The sequence below is a fragment of the Thermus brockianus genome (genome assembly GCF_001880325.1).
Classification (GTDB): Bacteria; Deinococcota; Deinococci; order Deinococcales; family Thermaceae; genus Thermus; species Thermus brockianus.
Window position 1 is genome coordinate 271,604 of record NZ_CP016313.1, and the last position, 22,262, is coordinate 293,865.

Annotated in this window: 22 protein-coding genes and 2 pseudogenes; 16 read left to right on the top strand and 8 right to left on the bottom strand. The window is 67.9% G+C overall.

Features of this window, described 5'->3' with window-relative positions; all coding sequences use genetic code 11:
* Positions 1 to 5 precede the first annotated feature (5 nt).
* The 5 genes from A0O31_RS12260 to A0O31_RS12285 all read right to left on the bottom strand — a co-directional run bounded on the left by A0O31_RS12260 (position 6) and on the right by A0O31_RS12285 (position 5,767).
* On the bottom strand, positions 6 to 407 hold the full coding sequence (locus A0O31_RS12260) for a SaoD/DsrE family protein (RefSeq protein ID WP_071678218.1): 402 nt from the start codon (positions 405 to 407) through the stop codon (positions 6 to 8).
* 89 nt (positions 408 to 496) lie between these two features.
* Positions 497 to 1,654: a hypothetical protein gene (locus A0O31_RS12905; protein ID WP_071678283.1), complete on the bottom strand. Its 1,158-nt coding sequence runs from the start codon at positions 1,652 to 1,654 to the stop codon at positions 497 to 499.
* A 34-nt stretch (positions 1,655 to 1,688) separates the two neighbouring features.
* Positions 1,689 to 2,552, bottom strand: a complete 864-nt coding sequence (locus A0O31_RS12270) for a metal ABC transporter substrate-binding protein (protein ID WP_071678219.1) — start codon at positions 2,550 to 2,552, stop codon at positions 1,689 to 1,691.
* A 27-nt stretch (positions 2,553 to 2,579) separates the two neighbouring features.
* Entirely contained in the window at positions 2,580 to 4,124 is a 1,545-nt protein-coding gene (locus tag A0O31_RS12280) for a YncE family protein (protein ID WP_237259062.1), read from the bottom strand.
* 137 nt (positions 4,125 to 4,261) lie between these two features.
* Positions 4,262 to 5,767 (bottom strand): alkaline phosphatase, encoded by a 1,506-nt coding sequence (locus A0O31_RS12285; protein ID WP_071678221.1) that lies wholly within the window; start codon positions 5,765 to 5,767, stop codon positions 4,262 to 4,264.
* A gap of 190 nt (positions 5,768 to 5,957) precedes the next feature.
* Here A0O31_RS12285 and A0O31_RS12290 point away from each other — a divergent pair, with 190 nt between their 5' ends.
* The 10 genes and pseudogenes from A0O31_RS12290 (at position 5,958) to A0O31_RS12325 (ending at position 14,017) form a co-directional block, all read left to right on the top strand.
* Entirely contained in the window at positions 5,958 to 6,767 is an 810-nt protein-coding gene (locus A0O31_RS12290; RefSeq protein ID WP_071678222.1) for a carbohydrate ABC transporter permease, read from the top strand.
* On the top strand, positions 6,757 to 7,614 hold the full coding sequence (locus A0O31_RS12295) for a carbohydrate ABC transporter permease (protein WP_071678223.1): 858 nt from the start codon (positions 6,757 to 6,759) through the stop codon (positions 7,612 to 7,614). The genes A0O31_RS12290 and A0O31_RS12295 overlap by 11 nt, the downstream gene beginning before the upstream one ends.
* A gap of 39 nt (positions 7,615 to 7,653) precedes the next feature.
* A complete protein-coding gene (locus A0O31_RS12300; protein WP_161489871.1) occupies positions 7,654 to 8,910 on the top strand; it encodes an ABC transporter substrate-binding protein in 1,257 nt (418 codons plus the stop codon).
* 75 nt (positions 8,911 to 8,985) lie between these two features.
* The gene (locus A0O31_RS12305; protein ID WP_071678225.1) at positions 8,986 to 9,927 is read left to right on the top strand and encodes an ABC transporter substrate-binding protein; all 942 of its coding nucleotides are present in this window, start codon (positions 8,986 to 8,988) and stop codon (positions 9,925 to 9,927) included.
* Positions 9,928 to 9,932: 5 nt separating this feature from the next.
* Positions 9,933 to 10,682: an extracellular solute-binding protein gene (locus tag A0O31_RS12310; protein WP_237259063.1), complete on the top strand. Its 750-nt coding sequence runs from the start codon at positions 9,933 to 9,935 to the stop codon at positions 10,680 to 10,682.
* A 15-nt stretch (positions 10,683 to 10,697) separates the two neighbouring features.
* Entirely contained in the window at positions 10,698 to 10,892 is a 195-nt protein-coding gene (locus A0O31_RS13345; protein WP_237259064.1) for a hypothetical protein, read from the top strand.
* Positions 10,889 to 12,346: an ABC transporter permease family protein gene (locus A0O31_RS12315; RefSeq protein WP_071678226.1), complete on the top strand. Its 1,458-nt coding sequence runs from the start codon at positions 10,889 to 10,891 to the stop codon at positions 12,344 to 12,346. The genes A0O31_RS13345 and A0O31_RS12315 overlap by 4 nt, the downstream gene beginning before the upstream one ends.
* Positions 12,340 to 12,737, top strand: a pseudogene (locus A0O31_RS13350) (ATP-binding cassette domain-containing protein); the annotation flags it as partial. The gene A0O31_RS12315 and the pseudogene A0O31_RS13350, both read left to right, overlap by 7 nt.
* Before the next feature lie 168 nt (positions 12,738 to 12,905).
* Positions 12,906 to 13,268, top strand: a complete 363-nt coding sequence (locus A0O31_RS13355) for an ATP-binding cassette domain-containing protein (protein WP_237259084.1) — start codon at positions 12,906 to 12,908, stop codon at positions 13,266 to 13,268.
* Between the two features lie 23 nt (positions 13,269 to 13,291).
* Positions 13,292 to 14,017: an MIP/aquaporin family protein gene (locus A0O31_RS12325; protein ID WP_071678227.1), complete on the top strand. Its 726-nt coding sequence runs from the start codon at positions 13,292 to 13,294 to the stop codon at positions 14,015 to 14,017.
* 15 nt (positions 14,018 to 14,032) lie between these two features.
* Here A0O31_RS12325 and A0O31_RS12330 read toward each other — a convergent pair whose 3' ends face one another.
* Genes A0O31_RS12330 through carH form a run of 3 tightly spaced genes read right to left on the bottom strand, consistent with a single transcriptional unit; the run spans position 14,033 to position 16,342 of the window.
* Complete coding sequence (locus A0O31_RS12330) at positions 14,033 to 14,917, bottom strand: complex I NDUFA9 subunit family protein (protein WP_071678228.1); 885 nt, start codon at positions 14,915 to 14,917, stop codon at positions 14,033 to 14,035.
* Position 14,918: 1 nt separating this feature from the next.
* Entirely contained in the window at positions 14,919 to 15,506 is a 588-nt protein-coding gene (gene ldrP, locus A0O31_RS12335; protein ID WP_054391849.1) for a transcriptional regulator LdrP, read from the bottom strand.
* Positions 15,503 to 16,342, bottom strand: coding sequence for an HTH-type transcriptional repressor CarH (gene carH, locus A0O31_RS12340; protein WP_071678229.1), 840 nt, complete (start codon positions 16,340 to 16,342; stop codon positions 15,503 to 15,505). Before carH ends, ldrP begins: the two co-directional genes overlap by 4 nt.
* 211 nt (positions 16,343 to 16,553) lie before the next feature.
* Between carH and A0O31_RS12345 the strand changes: the two genes are divergently transcribed.
* From A0O31_RS12345 to A0O31_RS12370, 6 genes and pseudogenes are all read left to right on the top strand, one after another.
* Positions 16,554 to 17,384: a phytoene/squalene synthase family protein gene (locus A0O31_RS12345; RefSeq protein WP_071678230.1), complete on the top strand. Its 831-nt coding sequence runs from the start codon at positions 16,554 to 16,556 to the stop codon at positions 17,382 to 17,384.
* Complete coding sequence (gene phr, locus A0O31_RS12350; protein ID WP_071678231.1) at positions 17,384 to 18,640, top strand: deoxyribodipyrimidine photo-lyase; 1,257 nt, start codon at positions 17,384 to 17,386, stop codon at positions 18,638 to 18,640. The genes A0O31_RS12345 and phr overlap by 1 nt, the downstream gene beginning before the upstream one ends.
* A gap of 43 nt (positions 18,641 to 18,683) precedes the next feature.
* The gene (locus tag A0O31_RS12355) at positions 18,684 to 19,847 is read left to right on the top strand and encodes a cytochrome P450 (protein WP_071678232.1); all 1,164 of its coding nucleotides are present in this window, start codon (positions 18,684 to 18,686) and stop codon (positions 19,845 to 19,847) included.
* Positions 19,844 to 20,541, top strand: a pseudogene (locus tag A0O31_RS13590) (lycopene cyclase domain-containing protein). The gene A0O31_RS12355 and the pseudogene A0O31_RS13590 overlap by 4 nt, the downstream one beginning before the upstream one ends.
* Positions 20,541 to 21,200, top strand: a complete 660-nt coding sequence (locus A0O31_RS12365) for a lysophospholipid acyltransferase family protein (protein ID WP_054392159.1) — start codon at positions 20,541 to 20,543, stop codon at positions 21,198 to 21,200. Before A0O31_RS13590 ends, A0O31_RS12365 begins: the two are co-directional and overlap by 1 nt.
* Entirely contained in the window at positions 21,197 to 22,228 is a 1,032-nt protein-coding gene (locus A0O31_RS12370; protein WP_071678233.1) for a glycosyltransferase family 2 protein, read from the top strand. The genes A0O31_RS12365 and A0O31_RS12370 overlap by 4 nt, the downstream gene beginning before the upstream one ends.
* The last annotated feature ends 34 nt before the right edge of the window (positions 22,229 to 22,262 follow it).

Genomic DNA, 22,262 nt, shown 5'->3' on the forward strand with positions numbered 1-22,262 from the left:
ACCCCCTAAAGGGTGATCACCTGGTCCACCCGCCCAGCCAGGGCCCGGTAGAGGTCCGGAAAACACCCCACCTCCACCCCTTCCACCACGTGGGCCGCCACCCGGCACCCCCCAGGCTCCATCCGCCCCTCACCCCTCGGCGTGCACCATCGGGGCTCCCCCTCCGCAAGCCCCCTTTCCAGGGCGCAAAGGTCGCACATCATCAGAAGAATCCCCTTCTCCTTGGCTACCCTCGCCAGGCGCTCCCCGATGGGGTTCCCCCGTTGCAGGACCAAGGTGTTGTCGTCAAAGAAGAAAAGGCCCACCACCTCCACCCCGTGCACCCCCGCCTCCAGTTGGGGCAGGATCATCCCCCCAAGCTTGTGGCTCGCCGCCCGAGGGCTTGCCAAAACGTAGGCCACGCGCATAGTAGCGTAATGATAATACATTCTCAGTTTCTTGTCAAGGAGCGCAAAAGGCCCCGGCCTCGAGGCCGGGGCCGGAAGGGAAACCCTAGCTAGTGCTTCATCCCCTCCACCTCAAAGAGGGCCAGGAAGAGGGGAGCACCCCCCACCTTCAGGCGGGCCGCTACCTCCCACTCCTCCAGGTCCACCCGGACCACCTCGCCCCGGCCGGGGTCCGCCAGGTAGGCCACCCCGTGGCCTAGGGCGAGGCCCGGAGCGGTGTCCGTGGGAGGGATGGCCTCCAGCGTCCCCACCACCTGGCGCCCCACCGGGTCCACTTTGTGGAAGCGCCCGTCAGCGGTGAGGACGTAGAGGGACCTCCCTTCCAGGTCAAAGGCAAAGCGCAGGGGACGGGCGGGCAAGGAGGGGGTCTCCATCCCCCCCTCACCGGGCTTCAAAAAGGCGAGGCCCTGGCCAAAGTTCCCCACAAAGACCCCCGCCTTAGGGTGCGCGGCCAGGGTGCCCACCCGGACCCCTTGGGGGCTTCCCGGAGGGTTCGCCACCTTCCGCCCTACAAACCCCTGGCCCCTGCGCTCCACTAGGAGCACCCCATCGGCGCAACCGAAGGCGGCCACGTCCTCGAGGACCGCCGCGCCGTGGAGCCGGGGGCAAGCCTCGGGGAGGATTAGGGCCCGGCGGCCCTCCAAGGTGTAGACCTCCACCCGCCCCGCCTCCATCAAACCCACCAGGAGCGCATTCCCCCACACCACAGGGGCCCCGTGGTCCGTCCCTCCCGTGGCCGTGAGCCTGGGGGTGAAGTCCAGGCCCAGCCGCCTCAGGTCAAAGAGGGCCACGGTGCCGTCCCCATCGTGGAAAACCGCCAGGAAATCCCCGTGGGCGAAGTTGTGGGTGGGCTTGGGCCCGGTACGCAGGGTGGCGGCCACGTAGGGGTTCTCCTCCTTCACGTCCTGGTGGTCGCCGTGGTCCTCGAGGCGGAAACCCCCGAAGAGGAAGCTCACCGCTCCCGCCTCCCGGTGCACGGCAAGGGCATACTGCCCGCCCGGCAGGGGGTAGAGGCGGGCGGGCGACGGCACGGTGAAGCGGCCGAGCTCCCTCCCTTCCTCGTCCAGGATGCGCACCACGGCCTCCTTGGCGTCCGCCACCGCCAATCTGCGGAATAGGCCTTCGCCGTGCTCCTCGGCGTGCCCATGCTCCCCATGGGCCAGGGCGAGACCCAAAGCCAACACCAACCAACTAACCTTTCCTCGCATGCGTACCCTCCCTTCCCTAAGGCCCCAAGGGCCTTTAAGGACGTTCATGGCACAAAGCCCTCCGGTTCCACCGGAGAAGGTCCAGATAGGTGGGGACCCTCCGGTCCAGGGCATCGGTGTACAGGACCACCAACCGGGCCCGGAGCTCCTCTGCCAGCCGGCGCATGGGAGCGGGGTCCAGCTGGGGCTCCGCCACCACCAGGTCCACCCCTTTCCCCTCCGCCTCCTTCAGGAGAACGAGGCGCTCGCGGACGCTCCCCTCCTGCCCGTGGGCGTCCCGCAGGGCCCCCACCACCTCCAGGCCGTAACGCCGGGCCAGGTAGGAGAGGGAGAGGTGGCTTACCACGAGCCTCAGGCGCCTACCCTTCAGGCAGGCGGTGAGGGCCTCGTCCTCCCGCTCCACCGCTTGTCGGAAGGCCTCGAGGTTCCTCTGGTACACCCCTTTCCCCTCAGGGTCCAGACGGGCAAGCTCGCTGGCGATTCGCCCGGCGTAGCGCAAGGCGTAAGCGGGGTCCAGCCACAGGTGAGGGTCGCAGTCCCCGTGGAGGTGGACCCCCTTTTCCCGGAGTCCCAGGAGGCCGCAGATGGGATCGGGCATCCCTGGGGCGAGCTCCACCACCCTGGCCCCCGGGGGCAGGAGGGACCTGAGCCGTGGCAGGTAAGGCTCCAGGCCTAGGCCATTGGCGAAAAGGACCCGCACCCCGGCGAGCTGCCGAGCGGTGGAAGGCCGGAGGTCAAAGGCGTGGGGGTCAGCCCCGGGAGGCACCACGCTTTCCACCCAGACCCTCTTCCCCCCAACCTGGCGGACCAGGTCTGCCAGGACGCTGGTGGTGGCTGCCACCTGGAGCTGGGCCAGGGCGGCGGCGGCAAAAAGGCTAAGGGCAAGGAGCCTTTTCACGGGGTGCCCTCCTTCCCGGAGGCCCCTTCAACCGCGGCCCAAAGGGCCTTCCAGTCCTTTAGATGGCGGCGGGCAAGGGGAGGAAGGTGGCGCAGGAGGCGCTCCCGCCCCTCCCCCCGGAGGGCCCGCACCCTCGCCTCGTGGTCCTGGAGGAAGGGGAGGTAGTGGGTTAGGCCCTCCCCAAAGGGCAGGGGCTCGGCCTGGGGGGCCACCTCCGGGGCATAGGGGGGGATGGGCACCCGGTAGAACCGCTCCTTGGGCCTGAGGTAGAGGACCCCCCGGTACCAAAGCCCCGTGGAGTGGAGCACCGCCTCCTCCCCCAGGTAGAGGCTGGAGCCCACCCCCTGGGGGTGAGGGGCTTTCCGGTAGCCCAGGGCCTCCAGGAGGCCATGGGCCGCATCCACCCCCAGGAGGTACATGAAGACGGGCATGGGGTTCATGGCCGCACCAGGACGGCCGGGTGGGGTTACCCCCCGTGCGCAGGTAGCGCACCACCCGGCCCCTCTCCACGTCCACCTCGGCGAGGAGGCCCATGTGGGGCAGGCTCACGTAGAGGAGGCCCCGTTCGGGCCAGGGAGCGAGGTCTGGGTAGATGGCGCCCCCGGTATCCTCGTCCATCTCCGGGAAAGGTCTGGAAACCCGGATCTCCCTAAGGAGTTTCCCGTCACGGGCTTCCCGCACCTGGAGCCGCCCGTCCGTGAGGAGGACGTAAAGCCGCTTGCCGTCGGCCTTTCCCCGGACAAAGACCCCGCCCAGGGGAATGGGGGTAAGGCTAGGGACCACGGGGTCTAGGCGCTGCAGGTGGGCCACCCGGTCGGAATACCCGAAAAAGACCCCATCCCCCTCCAGGAAGGCCCCTATCCGCTCCCCCGCAGGGTAGGCCAGGCGGGTAAGCTCCTTGCCTCCCTCCAGCACCAGGACGTCCCTCGCGCAGGCGAAAAAGCTCCGGCCCGTCTCCCCATGGAATGCCTCCCCGTGTTGCACAGGGCAGGAGAAGCGGCCCCTTTCGTTCCGAAGGTCCCGGTCCAGGAGGACCACCTGCCCCCGGGCCAAGAGGGTCAGGTAGGTACCCTCCGGGGCCTCCACCACGTGGTAGTGGTCGGAGTTGGGGAGCCTCAGGGTCTCCGGCTGGAAGGCCGCCTTCGGGTCCAAGGCCTCCTCATCAAAACGGAAGGCCAAGGCATCCCGCTCGGCAAAGGCCAGGAGCCTACCCCCCAGGGTGTAGGCCTCCGCGCCGTGGCCGATGTTCCACTCCCGCCCTAGGAGAAGGCTTTTGGCGATCACGGGCCGGCTCCAACGCCCCTCCTCCTTGCCCGTCCAGACCACGGTGAGCCACTGCCGATCCACATCCCTCCCCCGGGACACCAGGAGGTAGCGGCCCGATGGGGTGGCCACCAGGCTCATCCCCCTTGGGGGAAGGCTCAGTTCCGCCACCACCTGGCCCTGGGGCAGGTCCACGGCCACGAGCCGGCTGTACCCCGGGCGGTTGTCCAGGGCGAAGAGGCGGGCCTCGAGGGGGAAGGCCTCCTCCCTCTCGGGCACCGCGCCGTGGGCCATGGCCAAGGCCAGCAAGAACCCAACCGTTCCCCAAAACCCTCGCACGCCCATGGTTCTCCTCCCGTAAAAGATATTGAAAGTGCAATCTCAAAAAGTCAAGCCCAAGCAAAACCCGCCCCTTCCCGGGGCGGGCGGAAGGAGGAGCCAAGGTCCTAGGCCCAGACGTCCTCCGGGTGGCGCACGGCCTGGGGACGCGTCTTGAGGATTTCCAAGGCTTCTTCTTCGCTCATCACGGGGTTCTGGTAGCGGATCCCCAAGGCCTCCCCCATGAGGCGGAAGACGTGGGTGTTGTCCACAAGGCCCAGGCTCACCAGGCGGAGGCCCTGGCCGTAAAGGGTAAGAACCACGGGGCTCGCCGTGTGCTGGCCCGAGCTGTAGCCGATGTTGGGCCGGTCGGGCTTGCTGGCGTTCCGTTGCACCATGGCCCAGGCCATGGTGTTGTCCGGCTGTACCCCTTGGCGCACGCCCTCGGGCCAGTAGATCCGCTCCCGGATGGCCCGCACCACCCGCTCCGCCTCCTCATCGGTGAGGACCACGCCCTTCATGGTCCGGTAGGCCTCCTTCACCTGGGCGGCGTCGGGGCTATTCCCCAAAAGGCGGCGCATGTGCTCAAAGCTCGCCTTCTGGGCCTCGAGGAGGTCAATCCCGGCGGAGCTCTCCAGGTAGCTCCGGCCCGCCCCATAAAGTCCCCCGACCCCGGTGGCGTGGTCGGACGCCAGGAGGAGAAGGGTGTCGGGGTTGCGGTCCACGAAGGCGGTGAGGAGTTCTAGGGTCTCGTCGGCGGCCAGGACGTCCCAAAGGGTGGCGGCGGGGTCGTTGAGGTGGTTGGCGTGGTCAATCCGGCCCGCCTCCACCTGGAGCACGAAGCCGTTGCGGTAGGAGGCTAGCCGGGGCAAAGCAGCCTGCACCATCTCCTTGAGGCTCGGCACCCTCACCCCCTGGAAGCGGCGGTCCACCTCGTAGGGGACGTGGCTGTCGGAAAAGACCCCAAGGAGCTTGCTGGCGTTGCTGCGGGCAAGCTCCTCGGGGGTACGCACCACCCCGTAGCCCGCCTGGGCAAAGGCGGCGTAGAGGTCCTTCTTGTCCTGGCGCCTTTCCGGGTTGAAGAACCGGTCCCCCCCGCCCAGGTAAACCTCAGCCCCGAACTCCAGGTACTGCTCAGCGATCCGCTCCTCCGCGTTGCGGTCGGGATTGGAGATCACAAACCCCGCGGGCGTGGCGTGGGTGATGGTGGTGGTGGTGAGGAGGCCCACCGCCTTTCCCACCTCCTTGGCGGCGGCGAAGAAGGGCTTCAGGGGGGTACCATCGGCGTGGATGGCGAGGCCCCCGTTCACAGTCTTCACGCCGCAGGACATGGCGTTGGCCGCGGCGCTGGACTCGGTGACGTAGCTCGTGAGGCTGTAGGTGTTCACCTGGCCGCTAGGGTAGCGGGCAAGAAGCCTCTCCAAGGCGAGAACCCGCCCCTGGCGCCGCCTGGCGTAGGCCTGGGCCACGGCGTAGTCCTCCCAGGAAAACCCGTCGTAGACGAAGACGATGAGGTTCCGGTACCGCCGCCCTAGGGAGGGGGTGTTCTGAGGGGCGCCTTGGGCTACCCCCTTGGGCAGGAAGGCAAGGGCGCCGGCAACGAGGCCGCCTTTCAACAGTTCACGGCGTTTCACCGCATACCACCTCCGGGATTCAGGGTAAGCCGGTTTTTTCAGGAGAACGTCATGCCTAGCCCAAAGATGGCTCTTCCAAGGCCTGCTTCCGGCCCTTGGCCACCCCCGCGAGGACGGAGGGGGATTCCTTGGGCGAGCCCAGGCTAAGCTGACCTTTCCTTGACACGATGGGCCTAAACTACCCCGCAGAATGAAGGGTCCATGGGTCTTCCTCCTACTCCTTCCCACCCTAGCCTTTCTGGTGGTCTTCACCTACCTCCCCTTGGCAGTGGCGGCCAAGGAAGGGATCCCCGCCCTTCCCCAGCTACTCTCCCCGGAGAACCTAAACGCTCTCCGGGTTACTGCCCTTTACACGCTCCTCACAGCCCCCCTGTCCGTGGCCTTGGGCCTTCTTGCGGCGGTAGCGGTAGAAGGCCACGGCCGGTTGAGGTTACTCGCCCGCCTACTCATCTTTCACCCCGTCATCCTACCCACAGTGGGCTTTGCCGCCGTCTTCCTCTACCTGCTCAATCCCCTGGGCCCACTCCGCAACGTCCTCCAGGCGGCGGGGTTCCCAAACCCCCTAGGGGAACCCCTTAGCGCCTTCCTGAGCGTGGTCCTCGTGGGTGTCCTGAAGGATGCGGGTTTTTACATGCTCTACTACTTGGCTGGGCTCCAATCCATTCCCAAGGAACTCATCGAAGCTGCGCGGGTAGACGGCGCTGGCCGGATCGTCACTTTCCTGCGGGTCTCCCTGCCCCTCCTTTCCCCCACCACCTTCTTCGTGGGGGTAATGGCCGTGCTGGGGGCTTTGCGGAACGTGGACCACATCTTCGTGCTCACCAAAGGAGGTCCCCTGGGCGCCACGGACCACCTCCTCTACCGGATCTACATCCTGGGCTTTGAGTACTTTGACTTTTCCCAAGCGGCAGCCTTGAGCCTCGTCCTGTTTACCGCTCTCACCCTCCTTGCCCTCACCGCCCTGCCCCGCTTGGAAAGGGGAGTGTACTATGACGCTTAGCTCCGAACGCCCCAAGCCCCTGCTTCGTCGCATAGGACGGGTCTCGTGGAGGGGTGCGCGCCAACTGCCCGCCCTCCTTTTCGCCCTGCCCTACGCCTTCATCGTGGGGTACAGCCTCGTGGCCGCCATTACCCCTACGGCGGATCTCCATCGGGGTGAGATCGGCAGGTTCACCTTGGAAAACTTCGCCCTCGCCTGGAGCTCCGCCGACTTTCCCCGCCTCTACCTCAACACTCTGATCTTCACCCTGGGCCTTCTCCTGGTGCAGGTTTTCACAGTGACCATGGCTGGCTTTGCCCTTGCCCACCTGAAGGGGCAGGGGAAAGACGCCCTCTTCTACCTGATCCTCTTCCAGCTTTTCCTCCCAGCCTCCGCCCTTATCCTGCCCAACTACATCCTCGTAGAGAGGATGGGCCTAGCCGACACCCTGACCGCCCTAGCCCTACCCTACGTCGCCTCGGCCACGGGGGCCTTTCTCTTGCGCCAAGGTTTCCTGCAGGTACCTAAGGAACTCGTGGAAGCCGCCTACGTGGACGGAGCCACGCCATGGCAGGTCCTATGGCGGGTACTCTTGCCCTTAGTCCGTCCTCAGCTCGCCGCTTTCGCCCTGGTCAGCCTAGTCTATCATTGGAACGAGTTTCTTTGGCCCCTGGTGATCATCCAAAGCCCCGAAAAGCGCGTGCTCTCCCTGGGTTTTGCCAGCTTTGCCCGCTCTGCCGAGAGCGGGATGGAGTGGGGCCTCATCGCCGCCGGGGCCCTGCTGGTGGCCCTACCCATGGTTGTGGTCTTCCTGCTCTTCCAGCGGAGCTTCATGGAAGCCTTTGCCCGAAGTGGCCTAAAGGGGTAAGGAGGTGAAGTAGGGATGAGGACAGGCAGGATCGTTGGCTTGTGGGTTCTCTTGGGAATAGGTTTGGCCCAGAGCACCACCATCACCTTTTACTACCCGGTGGGGGTCGCGGGCCCCCTAGCCCGCTTCATTGAGGGCTACGTGCAAGAGTTTGAAGCCAAGAACCCGGACATCAAGGTGAACACGGTTTTTGGTGGGAACTACGAGGAAAACCAGGCCAAGGTGGTGGCCGCCATAAGGGCGGGGAACCCACCGGATACGGCCATCCTGCTTTCCCAGCAGCTCTATACCCTTTTGGCCATGGATGCCATAGAGCCCTTTGATGCCTATATAGCCAAGGACCCCGAGCTCAAGCGAGCGGTAAACGACTTTTTCCCTGCCTTCATGATGAACTCAACCCTGGACGGAAAGGTCTACAGCCTACCCTTCCAACGCTCCACACCCATCCTCTACTACAACAAGGAGGCCTTCCAAGAGGCAGGTTTGGATCCGGAAAGGCCCCCTGCCTCGTGGGACGAGCTGGTAGAGTATGCCAAGCGCCTTACCAAACGGGACGCGCAGGGGCGCATCGTGCGCTACGGAGTGGCCATCCCCACGGAGAACCGCTCCACGTGGCTTCTGGAGGCCCTCACCATCCAAGCGGGGGGTCTGCTCTATGACCCCGCGGGGAAGGGATGCAAGGTCCTGGTGGACACGGAGCCCGTACGAAAAGGAATGCAGTTCAAGGCCGACCTCGCCCGTAGGTACGGGGTGAGCCCCGAAGGGTTGGTGGCCTGGGGCACCACGCCGGGGGACTTCACCGCCGGTAAAGTTGCCATGATCTACCACTCCACGGGCTCCTTGGGCTTTGTCCGGGCCAACGCCCGCTTCCCCTTCGGCACGGCCTTCCTGCCCAAACAGGTGCGGTATGGGGTCCCCACGGGCGGGGCTAACTTCTACCTCTTCAAAGGGTCTGACCCCAAGAAGCGGGAGGCCACCCTCCGCTTCATCAAGTTCATGACAAGCCCCGAGCTCCAAGCGCGGTGGGCCCTGGACTCGGGGTATGTGGCCGCCCGCCGCTCCAGTTGGAGCCTCCCCATCATGCAGAAGTACCTCCAAGAGTGGCCCCAACCCAAGACGGCTCGCGAGCAGCTGGCCTACGCCCGGGCTGAACTCCCCGTCTACAACCTTCAACAGGTCAAGGACATCATTGCGGAGGCGGAGCAAGCGGTGGTCCTGGGCCGCAAGGACGTGCGGGAGACCACGAGGGAGGCCCAGAAGCGGGTGGACGAGGCCTTGAAGCCTTTCTGCCGTTGAGGGAAAGGGCGAGGTGGGTCAGGGGGGTACGTCCCCCTGACCTTTTCCTGACAGGGAAGGCTTAGGTTGGAAGGCATGCGGAGGATACCCCTGCTCGCCCTCTTTGCCCTCCTCGGAGGGGCCTGGGCTCAAAGCATTACCCTCTACACCTCGGAAATCCTTGCGGACGTCAACGCCCTGGTGGAAGCCTTTCAGGCCCAAAACCCAGGGGTGCAGGTGCGCGTTTTCCGCTCAGGCACCGGCGAAGTGGTGGCCAAGGTGAGGACCGAACTGGAGGCGGGCAACCCCCAAGCGGACATCCTCTGGTTTGCCAACGAGGACTTCCTCAAGGAGTTGGCGGGGAAGGGGTTACTCCGCCGAGTACCTCCCACAGTCCCCGGGTACCCGGTGGAGTACGCCCCCGGGGGCGGGCTCTACTACGAGGTGCGCCTGCTCTACAACGTGCTTGCGGTGAACCTTGAGCGCCTGCCCACCCCTCCCAAGAGCTGGCAGGACCTCCTCCAACCCGCCTACCGGGGCCTAATGGCCATGCCTGACCCCAACTTCTCGGGCGCCGCCTTGGCCACGGTGGGGACCCTTGCCTCCCGTTTTGGGCTGGCCTTTTGGGAAAGGATGCGGGAACAAGGCCTGCGCATAGAGCAGTCCAACCCCGTCCTCCAGCAAAAGCTCGCCCGGGGAGAATATTCGCTTGCCCTCACCACGGACTTTGGGGTACGGCAGGAAGCGGCCAAGGGAGCCCCCCTGGTCACCGTCTACCCGCGGGACGGGGCTATCCTGGTGCCCACGCCCCTGGCCATCCCCACGTGGAGCCGCAACCCACAGCTCGCCGAACGCTTCCTACGCTTCCTCCTTTCACCCAAGGCCCAGACCATCTTCGCCGAGAGGGGCTACTATCCGGTCATGCCCCAAGCCCCTAAGCCGAAGGGTGCCCCGGAGAAGGTTGTGGCCGTTCGGGCCCGGTTCGCGGACCAGGAAACCCTGGGGAGGTTCAACGCCCTCTTCGGCCTAAGGAGATGAAGGGTATGATCCGTGGTTTCCGCTTGCCTTTGGCCTTCCTGGCATTCCTTACCTTACCCCTAGCCTGGTGCCAGGATGCGGGAACGCTAACCCTCTACGTCTCCGGTGCCCAACTGCCCGATGTCCAGGCCATCGTCCGAGGTTTTAACCAAATCTATCCCCAGGTGGAGGTGCGGGTGTTTCGCTCGGGAGCAGGGGAAGTGGCGGCCAAAATCCGTGCTGAACTGGAAGCGGGCAATCCCCAACCGGACCTCATCTGGAGTGTTGGCAAAGGGCTTTTCCACGAACTCCGGCAAAGGGGCCTCCTGCGGCGCGTGGCCCCAACCTTCCCCTCCTTGCCCCCCCAGTACGTCTACGAGGGAGGTTACTACTACGAGGTACGCCTCCTCCACATCATCATCGCCGTGAATCCCAAAAAGGTCCCCACACCCCCCACCACCTGGGCGGACCTTACCCGGCCGGCCTATAGGGACCTAGTGGTCATGGCGGATCCCCACTGGCCCGCCCCCGTGGCGTTAGGGCATCTCACGGAGCGCTACGGATTTCCCTTCTGGCAAGGGCTCAAGGCGAACGGCTTGGCCATAGAAGCCCCAAATCCCGTGCTTCAACAAAAGCTAGCCCGGGGTGAATACGGACTCGCCATCACAAACGATTACGGGGTCCAAAAGCTCCTGGCGGCGAGGGCTCCCCTAACCCTCGTATATCCCAAGGATGGAGCGGTTTACGCCCCTACCCCCGTGGGCATCCCCACGTGAAGCCCCAGACCAGACTTGGCAGAAAAATTTCTCCGCTTCCTCCTCTCGGAAGGCGGCCAGCGGATCTTTTCCGAAAGGGGTTACTACCCCGTCATCCCCGGTTCTCCCGTTCCAAAAGGAAGCCCCCAACGCCTGGCCAGCATCCGCGGGCCAGAGGCTAGCCGGGAGGTTCTAGAGCGCTTCAATGCCCTTTTTGGCCTGCGGAGATGACCTTCCTCCGGCGTCTCTATCCCCTCATCCCCTTCGCCCTCGCCCTCCTCGGTACCTCGCCCTTACTCGCCCTCCTCCCCCGAGGCCTCCCCCATCTCCTTCCCCCCAAAGACCTAGACGTGGTAGTCCTTAGCCTGGGACTCGCCGCGTCTGGAACCCTCCTAGCCCTTGGTTTGGGTCTCGCGCTGGCCTACCTGGCCTTGATGGGTGGCGTAAGCCGCCTCTGGGAAGGGGTGTTTCTCCTCTCCTATCTGGTCCCCCCGTTCGTCACCGGGATGGGCCTCCTCTTCACCCTTCAGGAGTTGGGACTAAAGGCGTATGGGGTGCCAGGCATCCTGCTCGCCTGGACGCTGCACTACGCGCCCTTGGCCTACCTCCTCCTCAAGCCCCAGGTCCAGGCCGCCCTACCCCTGCTGCAAGCGGCCAGGGTCCACGGGCTGAAGGGCTGGAAGCGCCTTTACGCCTTCCTACCTCCCCTCCTGCCCTCCCTCCTCGTGACGGGGGGCGCGCTCTACCTGGCCCTTCTGGGTAACTTCGGCGTGCCGGCAGTCCTAGGCTTGCCCGAGCGGGTCTACACCCTCCCCACCCTGGCCTATGCCCGGCTGACAAGCCCCTTGGCCCAGGACCCCATTGGGGAAGCCGCCGCCCTTGGGCTCTGGCTCGGGCTTCTGGCCCTCCCCGCCATCCTCCTTGCCCGCCCAGCCCTCCTAGAGGCCCACCCGGCCCTCCCCGAGGGGAGACGGGGGGGCTTCCGCCTCCTCTTCGCCACCTACAGCCTCTTTGCCCTCGGCCTTAGCCTCTTTGGCCTGCTGCGGGAAGCCCTCCTCAACCCCTACACCGGGGCTTGGGACCCCGCCTTTGCCCGCGCCTGGGAACTCCCCCTCGTCCGCCAGGGACTCCTCCACTCCCTGCTCCTCGCCCTGTTGACCACGGGAGTCCTCCTCGCCCTTGCCCTTGTTGTCCGTCCCTTTCCCCACACCATGAGAAGCCTGCGGCAAAGCCTAGACCTCGCCTACCTGCTTCCCGGCACCCTCCTCGGGATCGGGCTCATCCTCCTCCTGGCCCCCACACGCCTCTACGCCACCCCGGCCCTGCTCCTCCTCGCTTACCTTTGGAACTTCGCCAGCCTGGCCCTCCGGGCTGTGGAGGGCGGGGTAAAGGTGGAGGAGATGGTCCTCGCCGGGCGGGTGCACGGGCTCTCCCTACCAAAGGCTTGGGCTCGGGTGGGCTACCCCCTCCTGCTCCCCTCCGCCTTCGCCGGGGCCTTCCTCATCTTTCCCCTGGCCGTCTCCGAAATCACGCTCTCCTCCCTCCTCTATGCCCCGGGGGCGGAAACGGTGGGGGTGGCGGTACTCTCCGCCCTTAACGGCGGGCTCTACCGGGAAGCGGCGAGCCTAGGCCTCCTCCTCCTTGCCCTCGCCGCTTTAGGTCTTCTGGGGAGGCCGAGATGGTGAAGCTTGAGGGGGTGTACAAGCGCTTCCCCACGGGCGGGGGCGTGGAGGGAGTGGACCTCGAGGTGCGGGAAGGGGAGGTGTTCATACTCCTAGGGGCCTCGGGGAGCGGCAAGTCCACCCTCCTGAACTTGGCGGCGGGCCTCATCCCGCCGGACCGGGGACGCGTGTGGATTGGGGGAAGGGATGTGACCCGGCTGCCCCCAGAGGGGCGCCAACTGGCCTACGTGTTCCAGGACCAGGGGCTATGGCCCCACCTCACCGCCCTGGAACACCTCCTCCTGGTGATGCCCAAGCCAGATCCCAAGGAGGCCCTGGCCCTTCTTGAGCGGGTGGGCCTCTTGGAACACGCCCACAAACGGCCCCACCAGCTCTCGGGGGACAGCGGCAACGGGTAGCCCTGGCCCGGGCCCTCGCCCGCAAGCCTCGGGTTATCCTCCTGGACGAGCCCTACAGCGCCCTGGACCCGGTCCTTCGGGAGGGGCTACGCCTCGAGGTCCGCACCCTCCTCAAGGAGACGGGGATCACCGCCATCCACGTCACCCACGACCCGGAAGAGGCCATGCTCCTGGCTGACCGCGTAGGGGTGTTGGCCAGGGGCCGGCTCCTTCAGGTGGGCAGCCCCCAGGAGGTCTACCAGCACCCCAACTCCCTGGAGGCCTTCCTCGCCTTCGGACGGGCTAACCTCCTCACCACGGAAGGGGTGGTCCTCGCCTTCCGCCACGAATGGGTGCGCCCAGGTGGGGATTGGGAGGGTGTGGTGCTGGAACGCCGGGACCTGCGAGGGGAGGTCCTCTGCCGGGTGCGCCTGCCCGCGGGGGAGGCCTGGATCCGTTGGGAGGGAAACCCCGGGGAGCGGGTTAGGATGCGGATAGAACCCCTCCTGCGCTTCTCCCCCACAACCCCTCCCCACCCAGGGGGCTAGGCAAGGGAGGACTGGAGGTGTCCATGGTAGACCAAAACCAGCGGCAAAGGGCCTTCTTGGGCGAGTTGCTGGGCACCTTCCTCCTGGTGCTCCTCACCGTGGGCAGCGCCGCCAACGCCGTGCTGGGGCCCCGGCTGACCCCTGGGGCCTACGGGTACGATACCCTCGCCCTGGGCTCGGGGCTTGCCGTGTTGGTGGGCGTCTTGGTGAGCCGGGCGCTCTCCGGGGCCCACCTGAACCCGGCCGTGACCCTGGGCCTGGCCCTGGGGGGCTTCTTCCCTTGGCGCCTCGTGCCCCTTTACCTATTTGGGCAGTTTATGGGCGGGTTTTTGGGCGCCCTGGGGGCCTACCTGGCTTACCGGGAGGGCCTTTTAGCCCAAGGCCTGCCCAACGTCTTCAGCACGGGGCCAGGCTTCCTGCGCACCGCCCCCGAGGCCCTCTACGGCTTTTGGGGGCCCATGGTAGCGGAGGTGCTCGGCACCTTCGCCCTCATGGCGGTCATCCTCTTCGCCGGGCGGGACGGGAGGTTCCTTCCCCTCTGGCTCGCCCTCACCGTGGCGGCGGTGGGCTATGGGCTCGGGGGTCCCGGGGGCTTCGCCCTAAACCCCGCCCGGGACCTCTCCCCCAGGCTCCTCGCCTGGCTCCTCGGCGTGGAGGGGGCGGCAAGCCCCTACGCCTGGGTACCGGCCCTTGGGCCGGTCCTTGGGGCCGCCCTCGCCGTGGCGCTCCACCGCTTCCACCGGGCGTAAAGGCCCCTTGCGGCCCTAGGCCCTGGTGGGGTTTGGGGAACAGGCCAAGTAGCTGGGCAGGACCTCCTCCAGGGGCGTCAGGGTGGGCAGGAGGTCCTTTAGCGCCTGGGGCAGGGGTGCGGTGTTGCCCTCTTTGAGCATGAGGTACTGGTCGCGGGTGATGGGGGCGAAGGGCAAGGGGGAAAGGAGGGGCACCAGGAGGTCCATGAGGGGCAAGGGGATGGGCAGAAAGGGCTTTTTACGGCCTACCGTGGCCATGACGAGCTCCAAAAGCTCCCGGAAGGTGTACTCCTTGGGCCCCACCAGGTCAAAGGTGCCCAGGACGTTCCCCTCGAGGGCCCGGGCGAAAGCCTCCGCCACGTCCCCCACGTACACGGGGCGGAAGGGAAACCGCCCGTCCCCGATGAGGGGCACGAAGGGCAAGGGGGCGCACACGAGGCCCCGGAGGATCTTCCCGAAGAACTCGTCCCCCGGGCCGAAGATGAGGCTTGGGCGGAAGATGGTCCACTTGAGGCCGCTTCGCCGCACGAGCTCCTCCGCCTCCGCCTTGGTCTCGTAGTAGCGGCTCCCCGTGCCCCGCCGGGCCCCCAGGGCGGACATGTGGAGGAGCCGCTCCACACCGGCCTCGCGCAGGGCGGTAAGGAGGTTTTTCACCCCCTCCACGTGCACCGCCTGGAAGCTTTGGCCCCGCTCCCGGATGATGCCCGCCAGGTAGATGGCGGCCTCCACCCCCTTCAGGTCCGGCACCTCCCGGGTGATGTCCCCCTCCACGAAGGCTGCCCCCTGGGGGAGGTGGTGGCCGCTCCGGGCCAGGACGATGGGGGTGTGGCCACCCTCCAGGAGGCGGCGCACCAGGTACCGCCCCACGAAACCCGTACCGCCGACGACAAAAACCCGCACCTTAGGCCGCTTCCAAGGCGCCTTGGGCCTCGGCCTCGAGGGCCCCCAGGTCCAAGAGGTAAACCTTGCGGTAGGCGGTGGCGATCAGCCCTTCCCGGCGCATGTCGGAAAGGAGCTTGGACACCGATTCCCGGGTGGAGGCGGTGGCATCGGCGATCTCCTCGTGGGAGACGGTCACGTAGAGCCCTTCCTCATCCCGGAAGGAGGCGGGGGTGTCCGCCAGGAAGAGGAGGTAGCGGGCAATCCTGGCCCGAAGCTCCCCAGTCTGCAGGTGGGTCTCGTAGGCCAACACCCGCCGCATCTGCCGCGCCAGGTTGCGGGCCACCTGGTGGAGGGCCTGGTGGTCCATGGCCTTGGGGTCAAACCCCTGCACCACCGCCTCCGTCATGGCCTCGGCGGCGTAGCGGTGGCGCTTGCCCTCCAAGGCCTCCTCCCCGAAGTAGTCCCCGGGGAGCACGTGCCGAAGGGTCAGGGTACGCCCGTCGGGAAGGAGCTCCACGATGCGCACCAAGCCCGACTCCAGCCGGTAGAGGGTGTGGGCGGGGTCCCCCGCCAGGTAGATGACCTGCTTGCGTCCAATCCGCTTCATGCTGCCTCCTCCCAAAACACCTGGGGGAGTTTCCCCAGGTCTTCCACATAGAGCGCCCCAAGCCGCCTGGCCTCTTCCGCCGTGGCCCCGGCGCCGCCCAGGACCACCCGGGGGGCGAGGCCGTGCAGGGCCCCGTCGGGCAGGGCCTTTAGGCTTTCCGCCATGAGGACGGAGAGCACCACCCCTTGGGCCCCAAGCCCCTGGGCCAGGGCCTTGAGGTCGGGTAGAGGGGTATCGGGCCCCAGGTAGAGGGCGGGCAGGCCCTGGCGGCGGAGGTGGTAGGCGGCCAGCATGGCCCCGATCTCGTGCCGCTCCCCAGGGGGCGTGGTGACCAGGATGGGGGCGCCCCTGGGCTGGCCGGTGAGGTCCAAAAGCTCCTGGAGCCGCGCCCGGAGGAAGGTGGAGGCCAGGTGCTCCTGGGCCACGGACACCTCCCCCCGGTGCCAGGCCTCGCCCAACTCCCGTAGGACCGGCAGGACCACCTCCCGGGCCGCCCCTTCTGGCCCAAGGAGGCGCACCGCCCTCCGGAAAAGGCCCTCCGCCTGCGCCAGGTCAGCGGCGAGGAGAGCTCTTTTGGTCTCCTCGGCCAAGCCCTCCGCCTTGGGCGTTACCGAAAGCACCCGCCGGATGGCCGCCTGCGGGGTAGCTCCCTCCTCCAGGAGGCGGCGGACCCGCTTTAGGAGCTCCACCTCCTCTTCCCCGTAGAGGCGGTGCCCTCCGGGGGTGCGCTCGGGCCGGGGAAAGCCGTAGCGGCGCTCCCACTGGCGGAGGACGTGGGCCGAAAGGCCGGTGAGGGCCTCCACCTCGGCGATGGTGTACGCCCCGCTTCGGGTCATGCCCTTAGGGTAGCAGGGCGTCTAGCTTTTGTCAAGCATGTGTATAATGGCGGGGATGCCTTGCGGCGGGCCCTCCCCGGCACCCTTCCCCCAAGGCTCCCTGGGGCGGAAGGGCCTGAAGCCTCAAGGGAAAGGGCCCGCCCTCCCCCAGGAGTGTGGTAGGGACAAAAGTCTCCAATCCGCCTTAAACTAGGATGCAAAAGAGGGCAGTATGGAACCCGATTGGAAACGCCTGGGGAGCCTCGTCCGTATCCATTCCTCCACCTTTTACTTGGGAAGCCTCCTCTTCCCCCCGGTGGAGCGGAAGGGGGCCTGGGCCGTCTACACCGCCTGCCGCCTGGGGGACGAGGCGGTGGATGGCCCCGGGGGCGGGTGGGAGGCCCTTTCCGCCTGGTGGGATGGGGTGGAACGGGCCTACGAGGGGCGGCCCAAGGCGGCGTGGGAGGTGGGCCTCGCCTGGGCCCTGGAGCGGTGGGATATACCCTTTGAGGCTTTCCGCCATATGCGGGACGGCTTCCTCACGGACCTGGGCCCCGTACGCCTGAAAACGGAGGCGGAACTCCTCCGCTACTGCTACCAGGTGGGGGGCACCGTGGGGCGGATGATGGTGGCGGTGGCGGGAGGGGAAAGGACCGAGGAGGAGGCCATCGCCTTGGGGCAGGCCATGCAGCTCACCAACATCCTCCGGGACGTGGGGGAGGACCTCTTGCGGAACCGGATCTACCTGCCCGAGGCGCTTTTGGACCAGTATGGGGTGCGGGTGGAAGACCTCCACGCCGGAAGGGCCACGCCGGGCTACCGGGCCATCATGGCCCACCTCGAGGCCCGGGCCCGCTCCCTTTACCGGGAGGGGCTAAAGGGCATCCCCCGGCTCCGGGTGGGCAAGGCGGCCATCGCCCTCGCCGCCCTCCAGTACCAGGGGATTTTGGACAAGCTCAGGCTCATGGGCTACGAGAACCTGGGCCAGCGCGCCCACCTGAAGCCCTGGGAAAGGCTTTGGCTCATCCCCCGGGCCTACCGCCTGGCCCGGATGGCGGAGTGATGCGCCTCGTCTGGCACCGGGCGGACCTCCGCCTGCACGACCACCCGGCCCTCCTCGAGGCCCTCGGGCAGGGCCCCGTGGTGGGCCTGGTGGTCCTGGACCCCAACAACCTCAAGACCACTCCCCGGCGCCGGGCCTGGTTTTTGGAAAACGTCCGGGCCCTGCGGGAGGCCTACCGGAGGCGGGGCGGGGCCCTTTGGGTCCTGGAAGGCCTCCCCTGGGAGAAGGTGCCCGAGGCGGCGAGGGCGCTCCGGGTGCAGGCGGTCTACGCCCTAAGGAGCTACACCCCCTACGGCCGCTACCGGGACGAGCGGGTGCGGGAGGCCCTAGGCGTTCCCCTCCACCTCCTCCCCGCCCCCCACCTCATCCCCCCCGACCTCCCCCGGGCCTACCGGGTCTACACCCCTTTCCGGCGGAACTTCCAAGGGGTGGACCCTCCCCTGCCCGCCCCCGAGGCCCTGCCCAAGGCCCCGGAGGAGGGGGAAATCCCCAGAGAAACCCCCGACGTGCCCCTTCCCGAACCCGGGGAAGGGGCGGCCCTCGGCCGGCTCCAGGCCTTCTTGGAGGAGAAGCTCGGCCGCTACGCCGAGGCCCGGGACCGGCTGGACGGGGAGGGGGGCTCGAGGCTCTCCCCCTACTTCACCCTGGACGTCCTCTCCCCCCGCCTCGCCGCCTGGGAGGCCCTGAGGCGGGGAGGAAGGGGGGCGGAGAAGTGGGTAGATGAGCTCCTGTGGCGGGACTTCTCCTACCACCTCCTCTACCACTTCCCTGGAATGCGGGAAAGGGCCTTAGACCCCCGTTGGGAAGCCCTCCCCTGGAACGAGGACGAGGGGCTTTTCCGGGCCTGGCTGGAGGGAAAGACGGGCGTCCCCCTGGTGGACGCCGCCATGCGGGAACTCTGGGCCACGGGCTTCCTCTCCAACCGGGCCCGCATGTGCGTGGCCCAGTTCGCCGTCAAGTACCTCCTCCTCCCCTGGCGGAAGGCGGAGGCTGCCTTTAAGGCCCTCCTCCTGGACGGGGACACGCCGCAGAACCTCCAGGGCTGGCAGTGGGCCGGGGGGCTTGGGGTGGACGCCGCCCCCTACTTCCGGGTCTTCAACCTGGTGGAGCAGGGGAGGCGGCACGACCCCGAGGGCACCTGGCTCGCCCGCTTCGCCCCCGAGTACCCCTCCTACGAGCCCAAGGACCCCGTGGTGGACCTAGGGGAGGCGAGGCGCCGCTACCTCTCCTTGGCCCAGGCCCTGGCGAAAGGGTAGCCCAGAGGGGAGAAGGCCTGGCCTTCCCGGGTATCCTCTAACCATGACCGCCACCTTGGACCTGAAGGAGGCCCTCCCCGACCTAAGGCGCCTCCGGGACGATCCCCTGGAAACCCTCCTCGCCTGGGGGAGGCGGCACGCCCGCCTAAGGCTTCCCCTCCCCGGCATGCCCCTCCACCTGGTCTTTGACCCCACGGGGGTGGAGGCGGTCCTCCTGGGCCTGGAGAGCAAGGCCACCTTCCAGTACCGGGAGCTCGCCCGCCTCACGGGGCGGGGCCTCCTCACGGACTTCGGCCCTACCTGGAAGGAGGCCCGGAAGGCCCTCAAGGACCCCTTCCTCCCCAAGGCGGTCTGGGCCTACGCCCCCCTCTTCCAGGAGGAGGCGGAAGGGTTTTTCGCCTCCTGGCGGCCCGGGGAAGCGCGGGACCTGGCCCGGGAGATGCTCGCCCTCTCCTTGCGCTTCCTGGGACGGGCCCTTTGGGGCAAGCCGCTTCCCGAACCCTTGGCGGAGGTGGCCCTGAAGGCCTTGGAGCGGGTAGTGGGAAGGATGCGAAACCCCCTCACCCGGCTGGACCTCCTAGCGGAGGCCCGCTTCGTGAGGCTCCGGCAGGCCCTGGAGCGGGAGGCGGAAGCCCTGGTCCGGGTGCCCCCCCTCGCCCACCTGCCCCGGGAAAGGGCCCTGGCGGAGGCCAAGACCCTCCTCATCGCCGGGCACGAGACCACGGGAAGCGCCCTCACCTGGGCCCTCTACCTCCTCTCGCAAGACCCCTCGGACCAGGCCCGGGTGGCGGAGGACCCCGCCTTCGCCCGCTCCGCCTTCCAGGAGGCCCTAAGGCTCTACCCCCCCGCCTGGGTCCTCACCCGCAAGGCGGAAGCCCCTTTAGACCTCCTGGGGGAGAGGATAGAGGCGGGGACCACGGTGGTCCTCTCCCCCTACGTGACCCACCGCCTCCACTTCCCCGAGGGGGAGGCCTTCCGGCCTGGGCGCTTCCTGGAAACCCCGGGCACCCCAAGCGGCCGCTACTTCCCCTTCGGCTTCGGGCCTAGGCTCTGCCTCGGGCGGGACTTCGCCCTCCTGGAGGGGGAGGTGGCCCTAACGGCCTTCTTCCGCCGCTTCCGCCTGGAGCCCCTGCCTAAGCCCGAGGTCCACGCCGGGGTCACCCTCTGGCCCAAGGGGGGGCTTCCCGCCCGCCTGGAGGCGGCATGACCTACCTGGAGTTTCACCTCGCCTTCATCCTACCGCCCCTCCTTCTCCTCCTCCTCTTGGGCCGGCCCAGGCCGCCCAGGCTTTGGGCCTACCTCCTCCTGCCCCTCATCGCCCTCCTCTACACCACCCCTTGGGACAACTACCTGGTCTGGCGGGGGGTGTGGGGCTACCCCGAGGGGCGGGTCCTCCTCCGCCTGGGGTACGTGCCCCTCGAGGAGTACCTCTTCTTCGTCCTCCAACCCCTCCTCACGGGGGCCTTCCTCCTCCGCATCGCCGGGCCTCCCCCGCCCCCGGGGCCTGGGGTCTTCCGGGTGCTCGGGGGTGGGGGGTTCCTCCTCCTCACCGCCCTGGGCGTCCTCCTCCTCGCCCTTGGGGGGAAGGCCCTTTACCTGGGCCTCATCCTCGCCTACTTCGCCCCCGTCTTCCTCCTCCAGTGGGCCTTCGGGGGGACCTCCTTTGGGGGTGGCGGAGGGCCCTCCTCCTCGGGGTGGGGCTTCCCACCCTGTACCTGTGGCTCGCCGACCTCTACGCCATCCGGACGGGCATCTGGTGGATCGCCCCCGAGTACACCCTGGGGCCCAAGGCCTTGGGGCTACCCCTGGAGGAGATGGTCTTCTTCCTCGCCACCAACCTGGCGGTGGTGCAGGGCCTCCTCCTGGCCTGGCACCCCGAGGCCCTAAGGCGCCTACGGTGATGGACCCCGAGCGCCCCTTCGCCCGGCTCCTCAAGGCCTTCGTGGAAGGCCTCCTCCTCCTGAGCCTCAAGGGGAGCCTCCGGGGGGTGTACCTGAAAGGGCACCTCCCCCAGGGGCCCGTGGTCCTCGCCATGAACCACCATAGCTTCTTTGACGGGCATTTGGTCTGGCTCCTGGGAAGGCTCGCCGGGCGGCCCACAAGCCTCCTGGTGGCGGAGGAGAACCTGAAGGCCTTCCCCGTCCTGGCCCTGGCCGGGGCCCTCCCGGCGGGCCGGGTGCGGGAGGCCCTAAGGCGGCTTGGGCGGGGGGCGTGGGTGGGGGTCTTCCCCGAGGGGGAGATGCGCTACCCCGGGCCCTTGGGCCCCCTGCGGCGGGGGGCGGCCTGGCTTGGCCAAAGGGCCGGGGTGCCCCTCCTCCCTGTGGCCGCCCGGGTGGTCCTGAGGGGCTTTGAGCACCCCGAGGCCTTCCTCCTTGTGGGGAGCCCCTTGCCCCCGGAGGGGGACCTCCCGGGGGCCTTGGGGGAACTCCTGGCGGAGCTGGACGGGCTCCTCGCCGGGACCCACCCCCGGGCGGTGCCGGAGGGCTTCCGGGAGGTCTTGAGGGGGAGAAGGAGCCTGGAGGAACGGGTGCGCCCCTGGGTGGAGGCCCTGAGGCGATGAGGGGGGACTTCTTCTTCGGCGTCCTCCTCTTCCTCCTCCTGAGGTGGCTCGCCCTCCTCTACAACCTCCTCGCCTTCCCCCGCCTCTCCCCCAAGCCCACCCCCCCGAGGCCCCAGGCCTCCCTCCTGGTCCCGGCCCGGAACGAGGCGGAAAACCTGCGGCGCACCCTCCCTGCCCTCCTCCGGCAGGGGGCCCTCGAGGTCCTGGTCCTGGACGACGGCTCCGAGGACGGCACGGCGGAGGTGGCCGCCGCCCTGGGCGGGGGCCACCCGGGCTTCCGCCTCCTTCGGGGGAAGCCCCCTCCCCCGGGTTGGACGGGGAAGAACTGGGCCTGCTGGCAGCTGGCCCAGGCGGCGCGGGGGGAGGTCCTGGTCTTCACCGACGCCGACGTGCTCTGGCACGAGGGGGCCCTGGGGGGGCTCCTCGCCGCCCTGGAGGGGCGGGAGGCGGTCTCGGCCCTGCCCCGCCAGGAGGCCGGGGGAAATCCCCTGGTCCTCGCCACGGTGCCCTTCGTCATGGGGGGGCTCTTCTCCTTCCTGCCCCACCCCTGGCTCCTGGCCCTGCGGGTGGCGAACGGCCAGGTCCTGGCCTTCCGCCGGGAGGCCTACTTCGCCCTTGGGGGGCACGAAGGGGTGCGGGGCGAGGTCCTGGAGGACGTGGCCTTGGCGCTGAAGGCGAGGCACTACGGGCTTTTCCTGGGGGTGGAACTCTTCTCGGCCCGGATGTACCGGGGCTACGGGGAGGTGGTGGCGGGGTTTGGCAAGAACTTCCTGGAGATCCACCTGAAAAACCCCGCCGTCCTCCTGGGGTCGTGGTTCTACCACCTGGCCCTCTACACCCTCCCCTGGGCCTTCGGGCGCCCGGAGCTAGGCCTTTTGGGGCTTCTGGAAAGGGCCCTGGTCCAGGTGGCCACCAAGGGGGAATTCCTAGCCGGCCTCCTCACCCCCCTGGCGCCCCTCCTCCTCCTCCCCGCCTACCTCCGGGCCCTCCTTCCCGGGAAGCGCTGGAAGGGCCGGGCCTTGCCCTAGGGTGTAGCCTCTCCCGCAATCCTTCCCTTCCCCT

What these genes read in the sequence shown, in the direction of transcription:
- A0O31_RS12260 (WP_071678218.1), bottom strand. Translation starts at nt 407, where the DNA reads ATGCGCGTGGCCTACGTTTTGGCAAGCCCTCGGGCGGCGAGCCACAAG.
- A0O31_RS12315 (WP_071678226.1), top strand. Translation starts at nt 10,889, where the DNA reads ATGACCTTCCTCCGGCGTCTCTATCCCCTCATCCCCTTCGCCCTCGCC.
- phr (WP_071678231.1), top strand. Translation starts at nt 17,384, where the DNA reads ATGCGCCTCGTCTGGCACCGGGCGGACCTCCGCCTGCACGACCACCCG.
- A0O31_RS12365 (WP_054392159.1), top strand. Translation starts at nt 20,541, where the DNA reads ATGGACCCCGAGCGCCCCTTCGCCCGGCTCCTCAAGGCCTTCGTGGAA.
- A0O31_RS12355 (WP_071678232.1), top strand. Translation starts at nt 18,684, where the DNA reads ATGACCGCCACCTTGGACCTGAAGGAGGCCCTCCCCGACCTAAGGCGC.
- ldrP (WP_054391849.1), bottom strand. Translation starts at nt 15,506, where the DNA reads ATGAAGCGGATTGGACGCAAGCAGGTCATCTACCTGGCGGGGGACCCC.
- A0O31_RS12370 (WP_071678233.1), top strand. Translation starts at nt 21,197, where the DNA reads ATGAGGGGGGACTTCTTCTTCGGCGTCCTCCTCTTCCTCCTCCTGAGG.
- A0O31_RS13355 (WP_237259084.1), top strand. Translation starts at nt 12,906, where the DNA reads ATGCTCCTGGCTGACCGCGTAGGGGTGTTGGCCAGGGGCCGGCTCCTT.
- carH (WP_071678229.1), bottom strand. Translation starts at nt 16,342, where the DNA reads ATGACCCGAAGCGGGGCGTACACCATCGCCGAGGTGGAGGCCCTCACC.
- A0O31_RS12295 (WP_071678223.1), top strand. Translation starts at nt 6,757, where the DNA reads ATGACGCTTAGCTCCGAACGCCCCAAGCCCCTGCTTCGTCGCATAGGA.
- A0O31_RS12345 (WP_071678230.1), top strand. Translation starts at nt 16,554, where the DNA reads ATGGAACCCGATTGGAAACGCCTGGGGAGCCTCGTCCGTATCCATTCC.
- A0O31_RS12325 (WP_071678227.1), top strand. Translation starts at nt 13,292, where the DNA reads ATGGTAGACCAAAACCAGCGGCAAAGGGCCTTCTTGGGCGAGTTGCTG.
- A0O31_RS12305 (WP_071678225.1), top strand. Translation starts at nt 8,986, where the DNA reads ATGCGGAGGATACCCCTGCTCGCCCTCTTTGCCCTCCTCGGAGGGGCC.
- A0O31_RS12905 (WP_071678283.1), bottom strand. Translation starts at nt 1,654, where the DNA reads ATGCGAGGAAAGGTTAGTTGGTTGGTGTTGGCTTTGGGTCTCGCCCTG.
- A0O31_RS12310 (WP_237259063.1), top strand. Translation starts at nt 9,933, where the DNA reads ATGATCCGTGGTTTCCGCTTGCCTTTGGCCTTCCTGGCATTCCTTACC.
- A0O31_RS12290 (WP_071678222.1), top strand. Translation starts at nt 5,958, where the DNA reads ATGAAGGGTCCATGGGTCTTCCTCCTACTCCTTCCCACCCTAGCCTTT.